This is a genomic window from Pedococcus sp. P2_E2 (genome assembly GCF_056403955.1).
Genome location: NZ_JBFUEM010000002.1, coordinates 554528 through 573264, shown reverse-complemented (window position 1 = coordinate 573264; position 18737 = coordinate 554528). Strand labels below are relative to the sequence as shown.

General features: G+C 66.9%; 16 protein-coding genes. 5 read left to right on the top strand and 11 right to left on the bottom strand.

Annotated elements, in window-relative coordinates; translation table 11 throughout:
• From AC1DWR_RS08335 to mobF, 5 genes are all read right to left on the bottom strand, one after another.
• Positions 1–663: NAD(P)/FAD-dependent oxidoreductase (locus AC1DWR_RS08335; RefSeq protein WP_477624225.1), on the bottom strand; the 663-nt coding region annotated here is incomplete at its 3' end.
• Between the two features lie 197 nt (positions 664–860).
• Positions 861–2378 (bottom strand): ABC transporter substrate-binding protein, encoded by a 1518-nt coding sequence (locus AC1DWR_RS08330; RefSeq protein ID WP_477615753.1) that lies wholly within the window; start codon positions 2376–2378, stop codon positions 861–863.
• A 327-nt stretch (positions 2379–2705) separates the two neighbouring features.
• A complete protein-coding gene (locus AC1DWR_RS08325; protein WP_477615752.1) occupies positions 2706–3437 on the bottom strand; it encodes a VIT1/CCC1 transporter family protein in 732 nt (243 codons plus the stop codon).
• A gap of 781 nt (positions 3438–4218) precedes the next feature.
• The gene (locus AC1DWR_RS08320; protein WP_477624224.1) at positions 4219–4719 is read right to left on the bottom strand and encodes a hypothetical protein; all 501 of its coding nucleotides are present in this window, start codon (positions 4717–4719) and stop codon (positions 4219–4221) included.
• A complete protein-coding gene (gene mobF / locus AC1DWR_RS08315) occupies positions 4716–8393 on the bottom strand; it encodes a MobF family relaxase (RefSeq protein WP_477624223.1) in 3678 nt (1225 codons plus the stop codon). The genes AC1DWR_RS08320 and mobF overlap by 4 nt, the downstream gene beginning before the upstream one ends.
• A gap of 373 nt (positions 8394–8766) precedes the next feature.
• Here mobF and AC1DWR_RS08310 point away from each other — a divergent pair, with 373 nt between their 5' ends.
• From AC1DWR_RS08310 to AC1DWR_RS08295, 4 genes are all read left to right on the top strand, one after another.
• Positions 8767–9045, top strand: a complete 279-nt coding sequence (locus tag AC1DWR_RS08310; RefSeq protein ID WP_477624222.1) for a hypothetical protein — start codon at positions 8767–8769, stop codon at positions 9043–9045.
• Positions 9046–9143: 98 nt separating this feature from the next.
• The gene (locus AC1DWR_RS08305; RefSeq protein WP_477615749.1) at positions 9144–10358 is read left to right on the top strand and encodes a helix-turn-helix domain-containing protein; all 1215 of its coding nucleotides are present in this window, start codon (positions 9144–9146) and stop codon (positions 10356–10358) included.
• A gap of 4 nt (positions 10359–10362) precedes the next feature.
• Complete coding sequence (locus tag AC1DWR_RS08300) at positions 10363–10890, top strand: flavoprotein (RefSeq protein ID WP_477615748.1); 528 nt, start codon at positions 10363–10365, stop codon at positions 10888–10890.
• Positions 10891–11030: 140 nt separating this feature from the next.
• Complete coding sequence (locus AC1DWR_RS08295) at positions 11031–11357, top strand: hypothetical protein (protein WP_477624221.1); 327 nt, start codon at positions 11031–11033, stop codon at positions 11355–11357.
• Between the two features lie 187 nt (positions 11358–11544).
• On the opposite strand, the gene AC1DWR_RS08290 is transcribed toward AC1DWR_RS08295, so the two are convergent.
• From AC1DWR_RS08290 to otnK, 4 genes are all read right to left on the bottom strand, one after another.
• Complete coding sequence (locus AC1DWR_RS08290) at positions 11545–12891, bottom strand: NAD(P)/FAD-dependent oxidoreductase (RefSeq protein ID WP_477624220.1); 1347 nt, start codon at positions 12889–12891, stop codon at positions 11545–11547.
• A 168-nt stretch (positions 12892–13059) separates the two neighbouring features.
• Positions 13060–13821 carry an aspartate/glutamate racemase family protein gene (locus tag AC1DWR_RS08285; RefSeq protein WP_477624219.1) on the bottom strand — a complete coding sequence of 254 codons (762 nt, stop codon included), beginning with the start codon at positions 13819–13821 and terminating at the stop codon, positions 13060–13062.
• The gene (gene otnC, locus AC1DWR_RS08280; protein WP_477624218.1) at positions 13818–14477 is read right to left on the bottom strand and encodes a 3-oxo-tetronate 4-phosphate decarboxylase; all 660 of its coding nucleotides are present in this window, start codon (positions 14475–14477) and stop codon (positions 13818–13820) included. Before otnC ends, AC1DWR_RS08285 begins: the two co-directional genes overlap by 4 nt.
• Positions 14474–15766 (bottom strand): 3-oxo-tetronate kinase, encoded by a 1293-nt coding sequence (gene otnK, locus AC1DWR_RS08275; protein ID WP_477624217.1) that lies wholly within the window; start codon positions 15764–15766, stop codon positions 14474–14476. The genes otnC and otnK overlap by 4 nt, the downstream gene beginning before the upstream one ends.
• Before the next feature lie 353 nt (positions 15767–16119).
• Between otnK and AC1DWR_RS08270 the strand changes: the two genes are divergently transcribed.
• On the top strand, positions 16120–17019 hold the full coding sequence (locus AC1DWR_RS08270) for a LysR family transcriptional regulator (protein ID WP_477624216.1): 900 nt from the start codon (positions 16120–16122) through the stop codon (positions 17017–17019).
• Between the two features lie 114 nt (positions 17020–17133).
• Here the strand turns inward: AC1DWR_RS08270 and AC1DWR_RS08265 are convergent, their stop codons facing one another.
• Positions 17134–17808, bottom strand: a complete 675-nt coding sequence (locus AC1DWR_RS08265) for a haloacid dehalogenase type II (protein ID WP_477624215.1) — start codon at positions 17806–17808, stop codon at positions 17134–17136.
• 119 nt (positions 17809–17927) lie between these two features.
• The gene (locus AC1DWR_RS08260) at positions 17928–18281 is read right to left on the bottom strand and encodes a cupin domain-containing protein (protein ID WP_477624214.1); all 354 of its coding nucleotides are present in this window, start codon (positions 18279–18281) and stop codon (positions 17928–17930) included.
• Positions 18282–18737: the final 456 nt, after the last annotated feature.

Below are 18737 nucleotides of genomic sequence, written 5' to 3'. Positions count from 1 at the left end.
GTCCAGGCGAACGCCGCACAGCATTCCCGCGCGCACGTCGAGGGCCGTGAGCCGGGAGTCCGTGAGCAGCGTGACGCCGTGCTCCAGGTGCAGCCTCCGAAGATGGGTCGCGACACGCGGACCGAGCGTCCGGGCAGTCGGCAGAGGCGAGCTGTCCACCAGGGTGGTGACGTGGCCGGTCGCTGCGGCGTGCGAGGCGACCTCGGCACCGATCAACCCTCCCCCTATGACCACCACCCGCCGCTGAGGCGCCGCGAGAGCCGCCCTGAGCGCCGCGCCGTCCTCGAGCGTGCGCAGCACGAAGACACCGTCAACGCCACGGTTCAGCATGGCCGGCATCCGCGGCCGGGAACCAGTCGCCACCACCAGGCCGTCGAACGGTACTCGCTGGCCACCGTCGACGGTGATGAACCGTGTCGCCAAATCCAGACCCGTGACCCACTGCCCCAGGCGCCAGTCGATGTCGAGCTGGCCGGGCTCGATCGCGAGGCCCCCTTCGTTGACGTCCCCGGAGAGGAACCCCTTCGACAGGGGGTAGCGGTCATAGGGTCGGTGGGTCTCGGCGCCGAACACGGTGAGCTCGCCGTCGTACCCGAGACCGCGCAACCGGGTGGCTATCTGGTGCCCGGCCAGCGAGGCCCCGACGATGATGATTCGTCTCATGTCACCGGGCATCGGCGGTGTCCTCACTGGCTCCGCCGCGCCCATGGGAAAGGGGGCTCCATGGGCGCGGCGGATGTCCTTGGTGGTCCACCTACCTGCGGGACCTTGGCGGGTCCGGGCAGGTGGGTCCGGGCAGGTGGGTCCGGGCTGGTGGGTCAGCGAACGCTGGCTGGTCCGGGCTGATGGTTCCCGGCTGGTCAGCGGATGGTGAGGTCCTTGGTGAGGACATAGAGGTTGCGCGGGTCTGGTTTGAAGCCCTGGACGCGGGGGCGCAGCGCGGTGACCAGCGATTCGTGCACCAGGAACACCCCGCCTGCGTCGGCCTGGAGCTTCTGCGCGATCTGGCCTTCGATCTGGTGCCGGGCGTTGGCATCCTCGGTCCCGGCGGCCTTGTCGATCAGGGCGTCGGTCTGCGGGTCGCAGTAGTGGGCGATGTTGAAGGTGCCCTTGCAGCTCCAGTCCGAACGCAGGTAGCTGAGCGGGTCAAAGGCATCGATCAGGTAGCCACGGGAGAACAGCGCCGCATCGAAGTTGCCGGCCAGCAGGTCCGGCTGCACCGCAGCGTTGGTTCCCGTCCTGATCTTGACCTTGACCCCGAGCTTGGCCAGCTGGTCCTGAATCACCGCTGCCAGGTCCGCGAACTCCGGCCGGTCGGTGTAGGCGACGAGGGTGACGGTCAGCGAACCGGGCTTGACTCCGGCCTGCGCCAACATGCTCTTGGCCTGGTCCAGGCTCGCCGTGATGGGCTGAGCACCCTGCGGCGCCCACGGGTCCGTCGGCGCGAACGGGCCGACGGCGGGGATCGCCACATCGTGATAGATGCTCTTGGCGATCGCGCTGGTGTCCAGCGCCGACTGGAACGCCTTGCGCACCGCCGGGTTGTTGAACGGCGGCCGGGAGTTGTTCAGCAACATGACCGCGGTACGCGGTGACTGGATCTTCTCCACCTTGACCGTGGAGTCGCCCTGCAGCTCCGGCACCGACACCGCCGGGACCACCGCGGCGATGTCCGCCTCACCGGTGCGCACCTGCGTCACCCGGGTCGGACCGGACCCGATGAAGCGGATCTCGACGCTGGCCAAGCCGGGCTTGCCACCCCAGTAGCCGTCGTTGCGGACCACCTGCAGCGACTGGCCGGCCACTTCCTTGGCGACCTTGAACGGGCCCGTGCAGGTGCCCTGGATGTTGAGCTGGGCACCCTGGTAGGCCTTCGGGGACAGGATGGCCGTGTTGGGGCTGGCCGTCCGCAACGGCAGCAGCACATCGGGCGCCGGGGTCGTGATCTGCACCGTCCCGGCATCCACCGCCTGAACCGCGGACACCGACTTGGGGTTGAACGACCGGGCCGGCACCTTGGCCTGCAGCAGGTGGTTCAGCGCACCCGCGACCGCCTGGGCATCCATGGCCGTGCCGTCCTGGAACTTCACACCCTTGCGCAGCGTGAACTTCCACTCCGTCGGGCTGACCCGGGCCCACGACTCGGCCAAAGCCGGGTTCAATGCCCCGTCGGCCGCGTTGCGGGTCAGCGTTTCCGAACACCCCGCCCGCGAGAGCAGCTGGGCATCGTCGCTCTCCAGCGCCCACGCCGCCACCGGCGCAGAGAACTCGTCGTACACCAGGTGGCCACCACCAGCGCCGGTACCGTTCGCCTGCCCATCCCCACCGCCCATGCCGCAGCCGGCAGCGGTCACCGCGACCAGCGCCGGACCAACCACCCAACGAAGCCGAGCCCTCATCACCCCGCCCCCGCACCGAGGAGTACTCGTCTCCCCCACCAGTGATGACTTCAAACGGTCAGATGACATCTCGCGCTCCCTTCATTACGGACATTCTTTCGATTCGGTTGGACCAGCCAGCGCTGGTCGATGAAGCTGACACCACCACGACCCCAAGTCAGAGACCCGACGCGGGCCGACCACCCTGAAGGGCTGCGTACCGGTGCGACGGCATACGAGGACACCCCTGACGTACATCGGGTTTCCAAGTCACGATGCCTGACGGCACCGGCTCCCGACGAAGGCGAAGCGCCACGACGCCACCGCCTACCCCACGACCCCGACGCCCATCGCCCAACCGACCAGGTAGGTCGCGCCCGCAGCGATGGCACCGAACGCCAGCTGCCGGATAGCGCTCAGCCACCACGGGACACCCGTGGCCAGCGCCGCGACACCACCGGCGACGAGCAGACCCACGCCACCCACAGCGAGGCCGAGGGTGAGTGAGGTGAAGCCGAGCAGGAATGGGATCAGCGGAACCAGCGCACCGGCGGAGAAGGTGAAGAACGACGACACCGCCGCCACCTGCGGCGAGGGCTTGTCCTGGGGGTCAAGACCCAGCTCCTGCGTCACGTGAAGCAGCGCGGCCTGCTCTGGGTCGGCATGGACCTGACGCGCAGCATCCTCCGCCGTGGCATGGGACATTCCCATCTCGGCGAACATCTCAACCAGTTCTCGCTCCTCAGCCGGGCCGTTCGCGGCGATCTCCGCACGCTCCTTCGCCCACTCGCGGTCGACCTGCTCGTTCTGGGTCTTCACGGACGTGAACTCGCCCATCGCCATCGAAAACGCCCCAGCCACCAGCCCGGCAAGACCGGTGAGGACGATGTAGTGGGGATTGGCCCCGGCGCCACCAACACCCGCAACCAAGGCGATGTTGGTAACCAGTCCATCCATGGCGCCAAAAACCGACGCCCGAAGGGCACCACCAGAAACGTCCGCGTGGGTGTGGCCGACCTCTGCGCGCCCCCTGGGCGCTGCGCTTATCAATCTGCTCATGCGGAGGATCGTAGAGCGATGGCGGAATGTCGATCCAGAGATATACGGCAGATCCAGACGATCAGCTGCTCAGGATGAAAAGTTCGCGCATGCGTATAGGAAGCACCGTTGCAACGGTATATTTTGTCCGACTGCACCGTCGGCATGATCAGCCGCAAAATCTCTGAGACTGCGCCGGCTACTGGCCGGCCTCTCGTCGCTTCGCACCCCTTGGCCGACGCAACCCAGCCTCTGCGCGTAACGGTCGGTGACCTACTCGTCAGACAACACTCTTTTGGGTCGTCAGCAGTACTGCAGAGGGCTGCCGCGCATGCGTAGCAACTGGTGGTCTGCCAGCGGGTAGGTGACAGGATGGATTGTCCCGACCGGGCGCCGGCTGAGATGTTGCACGAGATGTCGCACGTCGAGCCAAAAGTGGCTGCTGCCATGGGCGTTCGTCTCTGTCTGAAAATCGGAAGGTCGGGGTTCGACCCGCCCCGCCCCCCAAGAAAAAGCCGCAGGTCAGAAACTGACTGACCTGTCGCTGTGTGGTTTCAACGAGGCTGCATCCCACGGGGGTCATCGACCGCGAGTGACCGTGGGTCGCCCTCTTTGGCCAAGAGATGTCGCACAAGTTGTCGCACGACGATGTCGATCCTCAGCCAGCCCTCGAAAAGGACGCAGGCAGCCCTTCGCGGGACGAAGAGTTCAACTGAGCTCTAACGCGGGATTGAATCGCGGGCACGAACGACCCCGGGGTAAACCGGTCGGCCGGACGAAACGAGGCCGGGACTCCGAGCGGCTAACGATCGACAGGCTGCTGAGTTCGAATTGGCACGAGCGAGGGGTGGACGATTAGCGCCTCGACGCCGTACACGGATGCGATGGCAGCGACGCCAATACCGGCCGCGTGAAGGCCGGAGAGGGCTACTGGCTCACCGTCTCCGTAGTCCAGAATGACGTGGTCTGCGGCGATGTCGACCTGCAGCCCCACAACGCCGTTCCACCAAAGGGAGGTCCAGCCTCCATCGAGCAGTCTGCAGAGAAGTCTCTGGTCGCTGATCAGGACGTTGGCGGGGCGGGCTTCGCCCCAGCTCCCCGAGCTCTGCATCCGAAGCCATGCTTCGGTTGACCGATAGACGGTTTCATCGGGTGCCAGGACAATCCCGGCGTTCAAGGCGTCGAAGGCACGTGAAGGCGAGCCTCGGCCCAGTTCGATAGCCAGGGATCGCGCGTCGTCGTAGGCAGCGCTCCGTTCGTGCGCCAGCTGCGCTGGGGCAGCCGCTCCGCTCCGTAGGCTCACATCTGCACACCTTCCCTCGTGACGCCCTGCTCAACAGAGTGCCCCAGGGTGCCGACATTCGCCCGTTCAGCGCGTGTGATTGCGAGCGCCGCTTCGACGGCGGCTTGAGCCAGGCGCCTCTGCGTCTCTTGCTCAACGGATGGTGGCTCGGTGGTTCCGAGGACAGAGCGGTCGGTGATCCCCCAACGCTCCCGATAGGCAGCCACGGTGGCCACTCTCAGCATCCACTCTTCGCCGCGCAGTGGGTCGGCGGGGCGCCGGCCCAGCTGCGCCGCCCACGCCTGCCCGTTCCTGACAGCAGCCTCCGCAGCGGCTCGGGCTCGCTCCTCGATGAGGCGAGCGCGGTCGTCGAGACCGTCCTGCAGGTCCGACTGGGCCGCGAAGACCTGCTTCATGAAGAGGCCAGCAATGCGCCCCACATTCACCTGGCGCGTGCGATCAGCACCCTGAATCCAGCGGTCCACTCGACCATGGAGCACGGCCGCCGGGTCATCGGCGGAGGCCAGTGTCCGACCCCCCACCAGAGCCGGCAGGTGATGCCCGACGTTTAGTCCCAGTGACTCCGCCTCACGCAGCGCGACGAGCAGCGGGCCGTACGCCTCAGACTCGGTCACACCCAGGGTGTCCTCACCGTTGCCAAGGCAGCCGCGCACCAGGGCGTCGTACCGCTCGCGCTGCGCGAGACCAGCAATCGTCTCGTACTCCGCCCACAAGCGAGTTATGGAGTCCTGCTCCGCCCACTCGGCTCTCATGGTCTCAGTTGCCGACAGGTCGGCTCCGCGCGTCTGGAGGACCGTTCGGAGCACGTCACCGGCGTCGCGTTCCGTCGGAATGCCGTGCTGGGTATCCATGTCCGGGTCGTACATCGTGTCGACATAGAGCCTGTTGGACTCGCGTCCCCGTGTGGCAGATACGTAGAGGACCTCTCGCTGGGTCGTCACCGATACGAACGCATGAGCGGTGTCGACTGTCCTGCCCTGCGCTCGGTGAGCCGTGGTGGCGTAGCCCAGCTCGAGGTGCTCACGCGCGTAATTGGCGGGGAGGACCACCTGCCGGCCGCCCGGCATACCCATCCCGGTAGTGCGCGAGACGGTCACTGCTCCGTCTGCGGCGACGGCGACCACGACCCACTGGTCGCCGTTCTTGACCCACCCCCGGCCGCAGGAGAGGCGCCTGTTGTTCTCCCTAGTGACCACGAGGTCCCCAACAGCGATGTGTTCGCTGTTGCTCGTCTGTATGCCGCTTCGCGCGACCCGACCTGCCGCCACGAGATCTGCTCGTGCCCGTTCGTTTAGGGCTGCCACGGTCTCCTTGTCGGATGCAATCATCAACGAGCGGCGACCACCCTCGACGTCCTCGCGCCACCCGGCATACATCAGATCGAGCATCGACTCGCGGTCGCCGCCCTCGACACGGCCCTGCGATTGGTAGTCGTCCACGGCCTCCACGCGTCCGATCCTCAGGTTCACTGATGCCGTCTTCTCCCAATGGTTGACGAACCTGCGAACGTCGGTGAGCTCGGGCACCACGTCGCGGTCGCGGGCGAGCAGGTGGAATGCTCCGCCTGCCTCGACGGGGCTGAGCTGGGCCCAATCGCCCACCAGAACGACTTTCGCGCCGGCGTTCTGCGCCGACTCTGTGAGACCGTCGAGTCCGAAGGTGCCCGCGAGTGACGCCTCGTCCACGATCACGAGCTGGCCGGGATGCAGCCGCCACTGGTTGACCTCAGCGGTGAGCTCCTCGATGCGCCTGCGCAGGAGCGCGGTGCGCATCGATGGTCCCTGACGGCGCATCTGGGCGCGGAGACGGTCGATCTCCGCAAGCCGTTCGGGCTCACGGGAATGCTCGGTGAGCCACTTGCTCGTATTCTCCGTGGGGATCCCACACTCGTGCGCCAAGACTTTCGCCGCCGCCGCGGAGGGGGCAAGGCCGATCACGGAGCCAGCGCCGAATACCTTCTCCCACACGGTCCGCAGTCCGGACATGCTAGTGGACTTGCCGGTGCCCGCAGGTCCAACGAGGAGGTCGAGAGGGCGGCCAGAGGTCGCGATCTGCTCGATCGCCCGGACCTGATCGGCGGCAAGCTGGTGCGCCCGACCAGGCAGCTCGGCTTCAGCCACATCGGCGACTTCCTGTATGCCGGTGCGTGGTCCATCGGTGCGCCGGCTCGCCTCCAGAAGTCTCGCCTCCGCCTCTAGCAACGCCTGCGTCGTGTAGACCTCGTGCCCGCGAGCGCGGAATCGCGAAGTCCCATCGGCCCGTGTGAAGGGCTTCGGCGTGTGCGCCAGCTCCGGGGCACTGAGGGACAGGGACTCCTGCAACGCGAGGTCCAGGGTGCGCTCGACGACGGCCATTCGGTCGTCGGCGCTGACGAATCGCACGCCGTGTACCTGCCGCAGGACCTCGGCGAAGACGTTGGCCAGGGAGAAGGTCGCCCGCTTTGTAGCGACCGTGTCGACGGCGATGGAGGCAACCTCGGCGAGCATCTCGGTGGTGAGGTCGTCGGCGCGAAGGAGTGGCAAGTCGTTCCTCTCCCCCAAGCCTTTGACCCACGCGACGGGCTCGTCCCGTAGGACGCTCTGGGCCCGTGTGCGCCATACCTCGACGAGGTCGGCCAAGGGTTTGACGTGCTTGTCCGGACGGGTCTCCAAGGTGGCGCGTTGCCGGAGCCGCAGCATCTCCCGACTGCTGGGTCCGCGCCCGTGGGCCTCCACGAAGGCAGGGACGAGCTTCTCGGTGGCGGTCTCGATGGCCGACGAACGCCTGGAGAACTCCCGTTGCAGTGCTTCCGAAACGCCAGCCACCTCGTACTTAGGAACCGCAGAATGGGCTCGGCGCGCGGGGTCCCATCCCCAGCCCAGAGCCTCGGTCAGCAGATCGGAGAGGACGCCGTTGTACATCTCGGAGAGCCCGACCGCGGAGCGAAACAGCGCGCGAGAGTCCAGGGTTCGCCACACGCCGTCGTGGCTCTGCACACGGTTCATCACGGCGACGTGAGTGTGCATCTGCGGGTCGCCGGCCCGTGAGTCCCAGTGGTCGAACGCCGCGCCGACGATCCCGCGGATGTCTTCCTGGACGACGCCGTTCTTCCCTGACCGGGAGCTGAAGACGCTTCGCTCGGCAAAGGCCACCACGTAGGCAAGCGCCCTCTGATGGGCGTCGTAGATAACCCCCTGCGTCCCTGCGTCGGCGAGAGCCCACGCGACGCTCACGCTCTTGGGCGCACTGAAGGTGAGGTCGAACCCCGCGACAGCGCGGGCCAATCTGGTCTCCGCGATCCGCTCCTCGCGCTTGATGTTGAGGACCGCCTCCTCGCGAGTCTCGCCGCTGAGCCCCGTAATCTCGCGAGCGATCCGGCTAGCCACCCGATCGCTGAATGAGGCGGCGGGTCGCCGCGGCGGCCGGCCAAGTTGCTCACCCGTCAGGGGATCCTGCAGCATGCCGAGCATCCGGAAGAGGTGCTCCTCGGTCACCCGGCTGCCTCGCCTAACCCCGTTCCCTCGATCGAGGCCCGCGAGACCTTCGCCGAGGAACCGTCCCGGTGGGGTGCCCGACTCCGCGTAGTAGCGAGTCAACGCGGACGCCTGCTGCGAGGCCCCGTCGCTCTGCGCGACGGAACTCATCAGGTACTTGTAGCCACTGCCGAGCGTCATCCGGCGGATCGACATCGTCATGTGAGCAGTCCATTCCGTCGTCTCGGTGGGCGCCGTATGCGGGTGTTCTGTCGCACCGGCTACCGCCGCCGCGATACACGACGAGAATTGAAGAGGCCTCGGATGCCAGAGGTGTGCTGATGGAAAGGGCGGTGGTGCCGATGGGAGGAAGCGGCGGGTCGCGTGGCGGACGGTGTGCCGAGGGCGGGCCGAGGACCGGTGACACGGAGCCGGGCAGGTTCGGGTCGGGGGTGGGAGGCAGGGCTGTACCGGTCGAGCGGTAGACGACGCATCAGGTGAGACCAGTCGAAACCCCAGGAGCGCTGCCATGTCCCGTCCCAGCCGAAGGCCTTTGGACGAACGAGCTCGCCACCGACTTCGTGAGGCGCAGCAGATGGAGAGCCAGGCAGTTGCTGCGGTCCACGCCGCCGACACAGCCAAGGAGGCTGCACAGGCGAAGCTGGACGCGCTCGTTCGTCAGCACCAGGCCCGAATCGAGACAGCTGAGGAACGGCTCAACCTCGCCAGAGCGGAGCTGGTGTCCGTATCAGGCATCGAACGGACCGCCACCCTGCTGGACCAGCCGGTGAGCGTGCTTCGGGCAGCTGCCCGCGCCACCAACGTGACACGCGCGCCCGAGCCGGCCACGCGGCATACGGAATCGCCGTCCTAGCGCGAAGTTGTCCACAACCAAGCGGACTCCGGTGGTTCTTTGTCCTCTTTTGGCTATATTTCAAGGGCGTGTCCTCAGAGACTTCGAAGGGTCGCAGCATGGCAAGCGGGGCGGTGGGAGAACGGATCGCGGCGTACCGGCGTCGTCGCGGCCTCAGTCAGGCCGCGTTGGCGGGCCTGGTCGGGCGGTCAGAGTCCTGGCTGTCGCAGGTCGAACGCGGTGTGCGTTCGGTCGACCGTTTGTCGGTTCTCCTGGACCTGGCGCGTGTGCTGCACGTTGATATGGAGTCGCTCTCGGGCCGTCCGTGGCAGGTCCAGCCGAACGGCGGGGCCTTCGGCGCCGGCCTGGCCGAACTGCGCACCTGCATGACGCGCTACGACCACATGCTCGGCGACTCGACGCCCGCGGTCCTGACTCTTGCTCAGCTGCAGGCTCAGGTGGTGGGGGTCCATCGCAGCTACCAGGCCGCGCACTACGAGCAGGTGGTCAGTGAGTTGCCCGCACTGCTCGGGCAAGCCGAGCGGCTGCGCCTAGAACTGGCGCAGACTCCGGAGGAACGCGAAGGCCACCTGATCTACGTGTCGGCGTATGCGGCGGCGGCAAAGTTGGTCACCAAGCTGGGAGCTGGTGATCTCGCGCTCCTCGCCGCCGACCGCGCCGCAACTGCTGCTTACACCGCTGAGTCCGACGTGGCATCGGGGATGGCGGCCTACCAGGTGGCGTGCGCCGTGCTGCGAGCGGAGCAGCCGCAGGACGCCGAACACCTGGCCGTCGGCATGGCTGAGCGGCTGGAACGCACAGCGCGATCCGACTCCCCCGTCATCGTCTCCTTGTGCGGCGCACTTTGGCTGATCGCCGCGGTCATCGCCGCGCGGCAGACCGAACAGTGGACCGCATGGGAACGGCTCGAGCGCGCGCAGCGAATGGCCAACATGTTGGGTGAAGACGGCAATCACGCCTGGACAGCGTTCGGCCCGACCAACGTTGCGATTCACCGGGTTTCGGTCGCGGCCGAGTTGGGCGATCCAGGCGAGGCGCTGCGCGCAGCCGCAACCGTCGACACAGAGCGGCTTCCATCCGGCCTGGCGAGCCGGCGCGCCCAGGTGCAGCTGGACCTGGCTTGGGCACAGGCTCAACGCAAGCGCGATGCCGAAGCGACCCTGCATCTGCTGGATGCCGAGCGGGTGGCGCCAGAGGTCATCCGGCACAACGTCATCGCCCAGGAGCTGGTCCGGGAGATGCTCGCGCGAGGAAAGAAGGCGCAGACACGATCGCTGACTGACCTCGCCACGCGGGCCGGTCTGCTCCACTAGGGATGTGTCTACCTGCCTGCTCGTCGTCACCGGCGCCCCCCTGGCGAGCCGCTGCTCCGATATTGCCGAGGCCCTGAGCGAGGCCGGCTGGCAGATCGAGGTGGTCACCACCCCGTCCGCCGGCGCTTGGGTCGACGAAGCGACCGTCTCGCACCTCAACTCGGCCCTTGGTCATGGCGAGACGAGTTCGGCCGAGCCCGACGTGGTCGTCGTCGCGCCGGCGACGTTCAACACGGTGGCCAAACTGGCGGCCGGTATTGCTGATACGTACGCGCACAGCCGATTGTGCGAGGCACTCGGACAGCGGATCCCGATGGTGCTTGTGCCCATGATCAACAACAAGCTCTGGGGCCACCCAGCTCTCTCCGGGCATCTGGACAGGTTGTGCGAGGCGGGCGTCGCTTTGGTGGACTGCCAGTCCGGCGGACCTGAACCAAGGGCCGTCAGCTCTGGCACGGGCGACGAAGTTGTCGAGCGCTTTGATCCATCCTGGATCGTGGCTCGTCTTCTCAGCCTGACGAGCGGCACGTAGAGGCGCGGCCCGGCCGCGAGGCGTGCGCCGCGCTGTGAGTGGACGTTGGAGGAGTACTGCACTGCGGGCATTGGCGGCGGAATGACGCGGACTCGGGATCGAGCCATTGATGCAGGCGATGCATGCCTATGGTTCGAAGGGTGGCGGTGAATGAAGGGGACGGACTGGGCTACACGGCGATGGCGCTGGAAGTCGCAGCCCTGGGTGTTGTGGCAATCGCCTTCATCCCCGACCTGTTTCAAGAAGTCGCAACGATCATGCTGATCATCGCCGTCGGAGTGATCATGTTCCTGTTCGCGGTCATCTTGGCCATCTTGGCCATCAAGACCAAGAGACAGCAAGGCGAGCGCCCAACGGTCGCGGCTGCCGCTTTGGTGCTTGGCCTTCCTCCGCTGGTTCTGGGACTGTGGCTCCTCGCGCAGTCGGTCTACTGCATCTCCGGTCGTGACTGCGGGGAAACGGGTTGACCCCAGTCGCCCGAACCGGACGAGGCGATGCCTGGTCTCGCGATCCCGCCGTCGTACCTGTGGTCCCGATCACCACGTTCGCTCTTCGTTGGCCCTCTCGCGGCTCCGCAACTGAAGTGCAGGTCGATCGGCGACCCATCCTTGTGTGCGGCTGGGAGGTATGGGTCGTGCGAACGGCGGGAATCCGCTAGTGGCCTGGTGGCAGGAACGGCGCCACGAGCCGTACGCGCTTGGCCGGCTTCCCGGTGCGCTCCTCGTAGGCGTCGGCCGACGCGAGGGTCTTGTGGATGAGCCTCGAGGCGATGAACCGTAGGGGCTCGGGTTCCCAGTTGCGGGTCTGGTGTCCGACCCATGGAAGCGAGGTCAGGTCCGTGCTGTGGCCCAGGATCAGGTCGCGCATGGTACGGCCGGAGATGTTGGAGGCGGTGACGCCGTGACCGCCGAACGCACCGACGAAACCGAGTCCCGTCTGGCGGTCGAAGGTCGTTCTCATGCACCAGTCGCGGGGTACCGCCAGGGAACCGCCCCAGTGATGGGTGATGCGCGCCTTGGCCACGGTCGGGAACGCCTCGCGCAGGGTCTGGCACAGCCGCTCGTAGACGCCGGCGTCCTGCTCGTTCTCGGGTGAGATCGGGTTGTTCAGTCGGTACGGCGCTCCTCGGCCGCCCACCACGATCCGGCCGTCGGTCGTCCGTTGGGCGTAGTAGAAGAGGTGCCCGATGTCGGAGTACCCGATGCCGTCCCGCCACCCGAGCTCGTCCCACGTCTCCTGCGGGAGCGGTTCGGTGGCGATCAGCAAGGAGTAGAGGGGCAGGAAGCTGCGTCGCTGGCCCCGCTCACGGATCGTGTACGACTCCGTTGCCCGGACCACGACATCAGCCGAGATCCGTCCGTTCTGGCACTGGACCACCTTCGGTCCCAGGTGGTGTGCCGGAGTCTGCTCATAGATCTTGACGCCGAGGCGCTCGCAGGCGTCGGCGAGCCCGCGAGCCAGGCGAGCGGGGTCGACGCGCGCACAGTGGGGCGTGTAGGACGCGCCGAGGAGACCCTCGGGCCCGTGGAGGAACTCTGCGCACTCGTCGGCGCTGAGGAACCTGATGTCCTCGGGGCCGAGCCCGAAGCGGTGCTTTGCCTCAATTCGGGCGCGCACGCGCTGCAGCTGCGGTTCGGTGGTTGCCACGGTGAGCGCCCCGGCCTTCTTGTAGCCGCAGTCGATGCCTTCGGCCGACACGACGCGGCCGATCTCGTCGATCCCGTGCTGGACCTCGCGCTCGGCTCGATGGACGCTGTCCCAACCGCTGCGTCGTGCGTAGCGCGCGCCGCTGCCGGCGATTCCAGACGAGACAAAGCCGCCGTTGCGACCGGCAGCGCCGAATCCGGCGATCTCGGCCTCGACCACCGTGACCCGCAGGGACGGGTCGGCCTTCTTGAGGTAGTACGCCGTCCACAGCCCGCCGAATCCGGCTCCGACGATTGCGACATCACAGGTGTGGTCGCCCGAGAGCTGTTCTCTCGGCGTCAGATCCTGGACCACCCCGTCGAGCCACAGGCTCCGCGCCCACGGGTTGTCCGGTGCCGGTGGGGGACCGGACAAACCATCTGGCCCGCTCTTCGGGCGCTCAACTTGAAACACAACTTCACCTCTCCTACTCATGCCACAATGCCGGCTTTGACAACGATGCACCGCATGCCTCGACCTCTCCTATCCATTCGTGGGGGCCGTGACGGCCGCCTCTGCAAGCACCGACGCCAGCTGGGCCATGCCCGAGTTGGGGCTCGAGAACACCGGGACGGACAGGGCTCCCGCTTCGAGAGTGGCGACCACCCTCGCCATCGACGCCTGTGCGAGCACGATCGCGTCCACGTCCCCCGCCAGTTCCATGAGTGCCTCACCGATGATCGCGTCGTGCCCGGCACCGTCGCCCGACTTGATCGCGGCGAAGGCCTCGGCCTTCAGTACGGGCACCACCTCGACGTCCTTCTCCAGGCCTTGAGCGCAGCGTCGCAGCAGGTCCACGGTGGGGTTGAGGGTTGAGGCAACAGTTGCCAGCACGCCTATCCGCTTACCGCTGTCGATGGCGGCCGACGCCATTGGTTCGTCGATCCGCAGAACCGGTACCTCGACAAGTTGTGAGGCGATCTCCACTGCAGGTCCGATCGAGGAACAGGTGGCAAGGACTGCCACCGCACCACTATCCGCGGCCGACAGGATGTGGTCCACTACTCGGCGGTTGACCGAATGGGTGAGCCCGCCGGCTGTGATCGCATCCTCCAGCAGGGACTCGTCCACGATGTTGGAGATCTTCACATCGCCTGGGAGTCCCTTCGCAAGTTCCTGAAAGACTGGGACCAGCCCGGCGACCGTGTGAACAAGAACAACCCGACGCATAGTGCTCGTTTCCTCCTCCTGCAAGCGATGAAGCACCATCCAGTTCGCCACCCGGGCTCTGCGTGCCATCGTCATCGCTGGGCAATCTGCTTGCGCGCTGCTGCCAGGGTGGCGAGCTGGGCGCTGGTCAACGGTCTGGTGGGCTGGTTTCGCAGCATCAGCCAGAGCCGAGCTGTCTCTTCGATCTCCTCCGCCGCATCGGTCGCGGAGAGGAGATCGTCGGCAGCCACGACAGAACCGTGGTTGGCGAGCAGCATCGCGTGGTGCTCGCGAGCCATCTGCTCCACCGCGGTACTCAGCGATCGGTCGCCGGGCGCAAAGTACGCCACCAGCGGTAGGCGTCCCACGCGCATCGCGAAGTAGGCGGTCAACGGTGGCAGCGCGGAGCGTTCATCGATGTCGGCCAGGCACGACACGGCTACAGCGTGGGTGCTGTGGAGGTGCACGACGCCTCGGGCGGTCGGCCGGGCGCGATAGAGGGCGGCGTGCATACCGGCTTCCTTGGACGGCTGTGCTCCCCGGATCGGACGTCCTTCGAGATCGATGATCGCGAGCTGGCCGGGGTCCAGGGACCCGAGGCTGGCCCCGGTGGGTGTCACGACGACCTCGTCCCCGATCCGGCAGCTCAGGTTCCCAGTACGCCCGGGAGTCAGGCCTCGCGCAAAGATCGACGCTCCCAGCTTGGCGATGCCCTCCGCTGCGGTGGCGAGGCTTTTCTCATGAGCGCTCATGTCGCGGCCTCGACCAGGAGCCGGCTCGAGCCGAAGTTCCCCGACTTGAGCAAGAGGCGCATGGGCCGGCGCCCTTCGGTGGTGCACCATGGCACTCCTACCTCGAGTTCGTCCTCGACCAGCACCTGTTGTATGCCGAGGGCGGAGACAACAGCTCCGGAGGTCTCCCCGCCAGCCACCACGAAGCGGCGCGTACCCGCTGCGGCGGCATGCACGGCTAGGGCACCGAGTACGTGTTCCAGGTGCTCACCCGTCCTGGGTCCCATGGCTGCGGCGGCTGCTTCACGCTCGGCTGGTGTCGCTGAGGCGTAGATGAGTCGGGGTCGTCCGGTGGGCTGCGCTTGCAGCCACGCACGTGCCTCTTTGAGCATCTGAGCCGGGTTGGGGGTTCGAAGCGGGTCGAGCCGGTAGCTCGGAAAGGCTGCTTTCGCTTCCGAGACCTGCGCCAGGGTTGCCGCAGAGCAGCTGCCCGCCAGGACGAGCGTGTCTCCGGGGAAGTCCTCGACGCGGGTGCTGCACTCATCCGGCTGCGCAATCGACGACGCGTCGCCCTCGGGAGCGTCCGCCCCGTTGTACAGGCGATCATGGACGAGTTCCGCCCACGCCTCGGCAAGACCGGCTCCCCCCGTGAGTAGCGAGCGATCCTGCATCGCTGACGCGACGGTCCGGAGGTCTCCAGCGCTGATCGCATCCGTGACGACGTGGCGAACGCCGGACCGCGCGAGGCGGTCAACCGCTTCTCGGACCGCCGAGGGGCCCGTGGCAACCTCTGGCCACCTCACGAGGCCCACCCGACCCGCCGTCTGGTGAGCCAGGAACCGGGCCAGATCGGGGTCGGTCATCGGGGTCAGCGGATGACGGCGCAACGGTGACTCCGACAGCAGCCGATCGCCGACGAAGAGGTGTCCCTGGTAGACCGTTCGTCCGTGAACCGGGGACGAGGGGCAGATCACGGACGTCTGCATTCCTGTGAGCTGGAGCAAGAGGTCGGTGATGGGGCCGATGTTGCCCTCGGTGGTGGAATCGAAGGTGGAGCAGTACTTGTAGTAGAACCGCTGCACCCGTTGACTCGTCAGCCAGTCGTAGGCTGTGGCGACGTCTTTCGATGCCGTCTCGACAGGAGCGGTGCGAAATTTCATGGCCACGACTGCCGCATCGCAGGGGGGCAGGTCCTGACCCGAGGTGGGGACGCCGAACACCAGCGCAACGCGCAGCCCCGCACGACGCAGTCCAGCGGCGGCGTCGGTGCCTCCGGTGTAGTCGTCAGCGATGCATCCGATCACGGTCATCAGGCACGTTGTCCTTGCTCGGGGTGTCGTTGGTTGAGCGCCCACGACAGCGCAGGCAGGCGGGAGGACCACGGCACCGATGCCTCGCCGGCGACGAGAGCGGTGCGGCAGCTGGTCATGCGTCTATCGAACTCGGGTGACCACCCTCACGTCCAAGACTCGTTTACAGACTCATCGATAACCTCCCCCTATCAGTGAGTGGCGTAGAGGCCCACCGCCCACCGCACCATCGCCACGCGTCAAGCGGAACTCGAGGAGGGGCGTTCCGATGCTCACGCAGCTCAACCGATAGGTCTTCTCTATCGATATGCTGAGGCCGCACAGAGGGCGCCGACGGCGCGGAAGGCGGCACCATGGACGTCCGGCAGCTTCGCCAGTTCCTTGCAGTGGTCGACCACGGGACCGCCCATCGGGCAGCCGAGCACTTGTTCGTGGCCCAACCCTCGGTGACGCAGACGATCCGCCGGCTCGAATCCGAGCTCGGGACGGAGCTGTTCATCCGCCGGGGACGGGGGCTGGTGCTCAGCCCGTCAGGCGCGGCGCTTGTCGGTCCAGCGCGTGAGGTGGTCCGGGCGCTCGACGTGGCACGAGAGACAGTGGCCGCGGTCGCCGGCCTCCGTGGAGGACGGTTGCGGATCGCGTCGATGCCGTCGCAGGTGGTCAGCCCCCTGACCGCCCTCGTGGCTTCGTTCGTAGACCGCTACCCCGGTGTTCAGGTGGCCGTCGGCGCCGCACCCCGGCCCGGCGACGTGCGAGAGGCGTTGCGGCGGGGCGTCGCCGAGCTCGGTGTCGTCGCAACCGCCGGCCCGACGGAAGCCCTGACCGACCTTGACCGGCTACCGCTCGAGAGCCAGTCGTTCGTCCTGGTCGCCCGCGCGGACGCGAATCTCCCAGCGGGCCCTGACGATCTGAAGATGACCGACCTACGGGGCCTGCCGTTGGTGGTAGGCCAGCCGGGCACGGGTATGCGGCGAGTCGCCGACGCGATCATCGCCGCCACCGACTGCCGGATCGTGGTGGAGATCGAGCATCGCGAGGGCCTCCTGCCCCTCGTGCTGAGCGGTGTCGGTGTGGCAGTGGTCGCCGACTCGTGGCGCCCCCTGGCCGATGCCGTCGGCCTGCAGGTACGCCGCCTCGCGGTCGAGGACGCGCTCGACGTCGCGCTGGTGTGGCAACGCCATCGGCTCAGCCCCGCGGCCGCTGCGTTCGTAGCCGTGGCCGAAGAGCTGGGTGGGGCGCCCGCCGCGGGCTGACAAAGAACGCCTGTCGGTCGGTGTGCACGTGACTCGCGCCCCGTATGCCGCGGCCGCCAGCCAGCTTTCCGATGGTGACCACGAACCGACTCGTGGTCACCATCGGAAGGGGGGTCAGATGCCGAGCATCGTGTTGAGCTCGTCCAGGGACTTCACCACGGTGAGGTTGTAGCCGGGCGGGATGGGGTCGGCGCCGCGGTCCAGCAGCACCAGGTTGCGGAAGCCCATGTCGTGCATCGGCAGCGGGTCGTACCGGGTGTGGCACGAGACGTGCACGAAGTCCTCGGGCTTGGCGTCGAGCTGGTCGAGCATGTACTCGAACGCGGCATACCGGGGCTTGTAGTAGCCGGCCTGCTCGGCGGTGAAGACCGCGTGGAACGGCGCCTCCAGGCGCGGGACGCTCTCCTCGAGGAAGGAGTTGTCGGCGTTGGAGAGGATGACCAGCTTGTAGCGCTCGGCCATCTTCTTCAGCGGCTCGACCACGTCGGGGTGCGGGCCCCAGCTGCGCACGCCGTCGGCGAGACGCTTGCCGGCGGTGGAGTCGGACTCGATTCCCCACTTGCGGCAGACCCGGTCGAAGGCGTTCTGCAGCACCTGCTCGTAGGGGTAGTAGGCGTCATGCACCGCGTCGTAGCGGTAGCCGCGGAACTCGGCCACGAACTGGTCCCACTGCTCCGCGGGGACCTGGTCGCGGACCAGTTCCTTGGTGATCGGGTTCATAGGCCAGCTGATCAGCGTGCCGTAGCAGTCGAACGAGACGTACTTCGGCCTGAAAACTGCGTCACTCATCAAAGGTTCCTTTCACTGGGTTTCGAAAGGGCCGTACGCCCGTTCATGGGACTCTCGTTGCTCGGGGACGCCTCGAGTCGGATCTGCATTGGATCGACGCTCGATGATCGGCGCCCCGTTCAGGCGGGCACCACGATGCTGTAGACCTTCCGGATCGTCTCGGTGACGTCCCAACGGCCCGACCACCCCTTCGGGAACACGATCACGTAGCCCGCAGAGATCTCCTTCTTCTCGCCGGTGTCATCGTCGGTGATCGTGGCGCGCCCGCTGACGATGTAGCAGGTCTCGGTTTCGGGACGGTTCACAATTGGCCATCCGCCCGGCTCGGCCTCCCGCACCCCGACCTTCACGTCGTCCGGGGTGTCGATGGCGGTCCAGGAGATCTGCGGGTCGCCGCTGTCGGCGCCCGGGCGCTGGCCCCTCGGCTCCAATGGGCCGGTCACGGAGTCAGGGAGTTGGTGGATGCTGGGCATGGGTATCCTCTCGACGAGTCAGCTGGGTATGGGACTGGTTTTGCCCCGCGCTTGCGTCACATTTGTCAGGTTCAGCCGGGAAAACACGCGGCGCAAGATGGCTATGTGGGTTTGGGGACGGCGCAAAACTCATTCATTGCACCAACCACTGACCAATAGACAGCACTGCAAGCCGCCCGCCCTCAAGGCCGGAGGCAAGACGTTTCCGGCGAGCCTCGACAGCCTTTTCCTCACTGTCAAAGATTCCTTGTAGCTCACCATTGAGAGAAAACGTCCATACCTTCATTCCTCATCACCTGATCCCTCGGCAGCGGCGAGTGCGGTGCGGCGGCTGGTCATGCATCCATCGAACCCGGTAACCACGCTCACCGTCCAAGACTCGTTTGCAGACCGACCGATAGTTCTTCCCTATCAGTCGATGAGCCACACTCGCCCCAGACGTCCGCGGTCATGGCG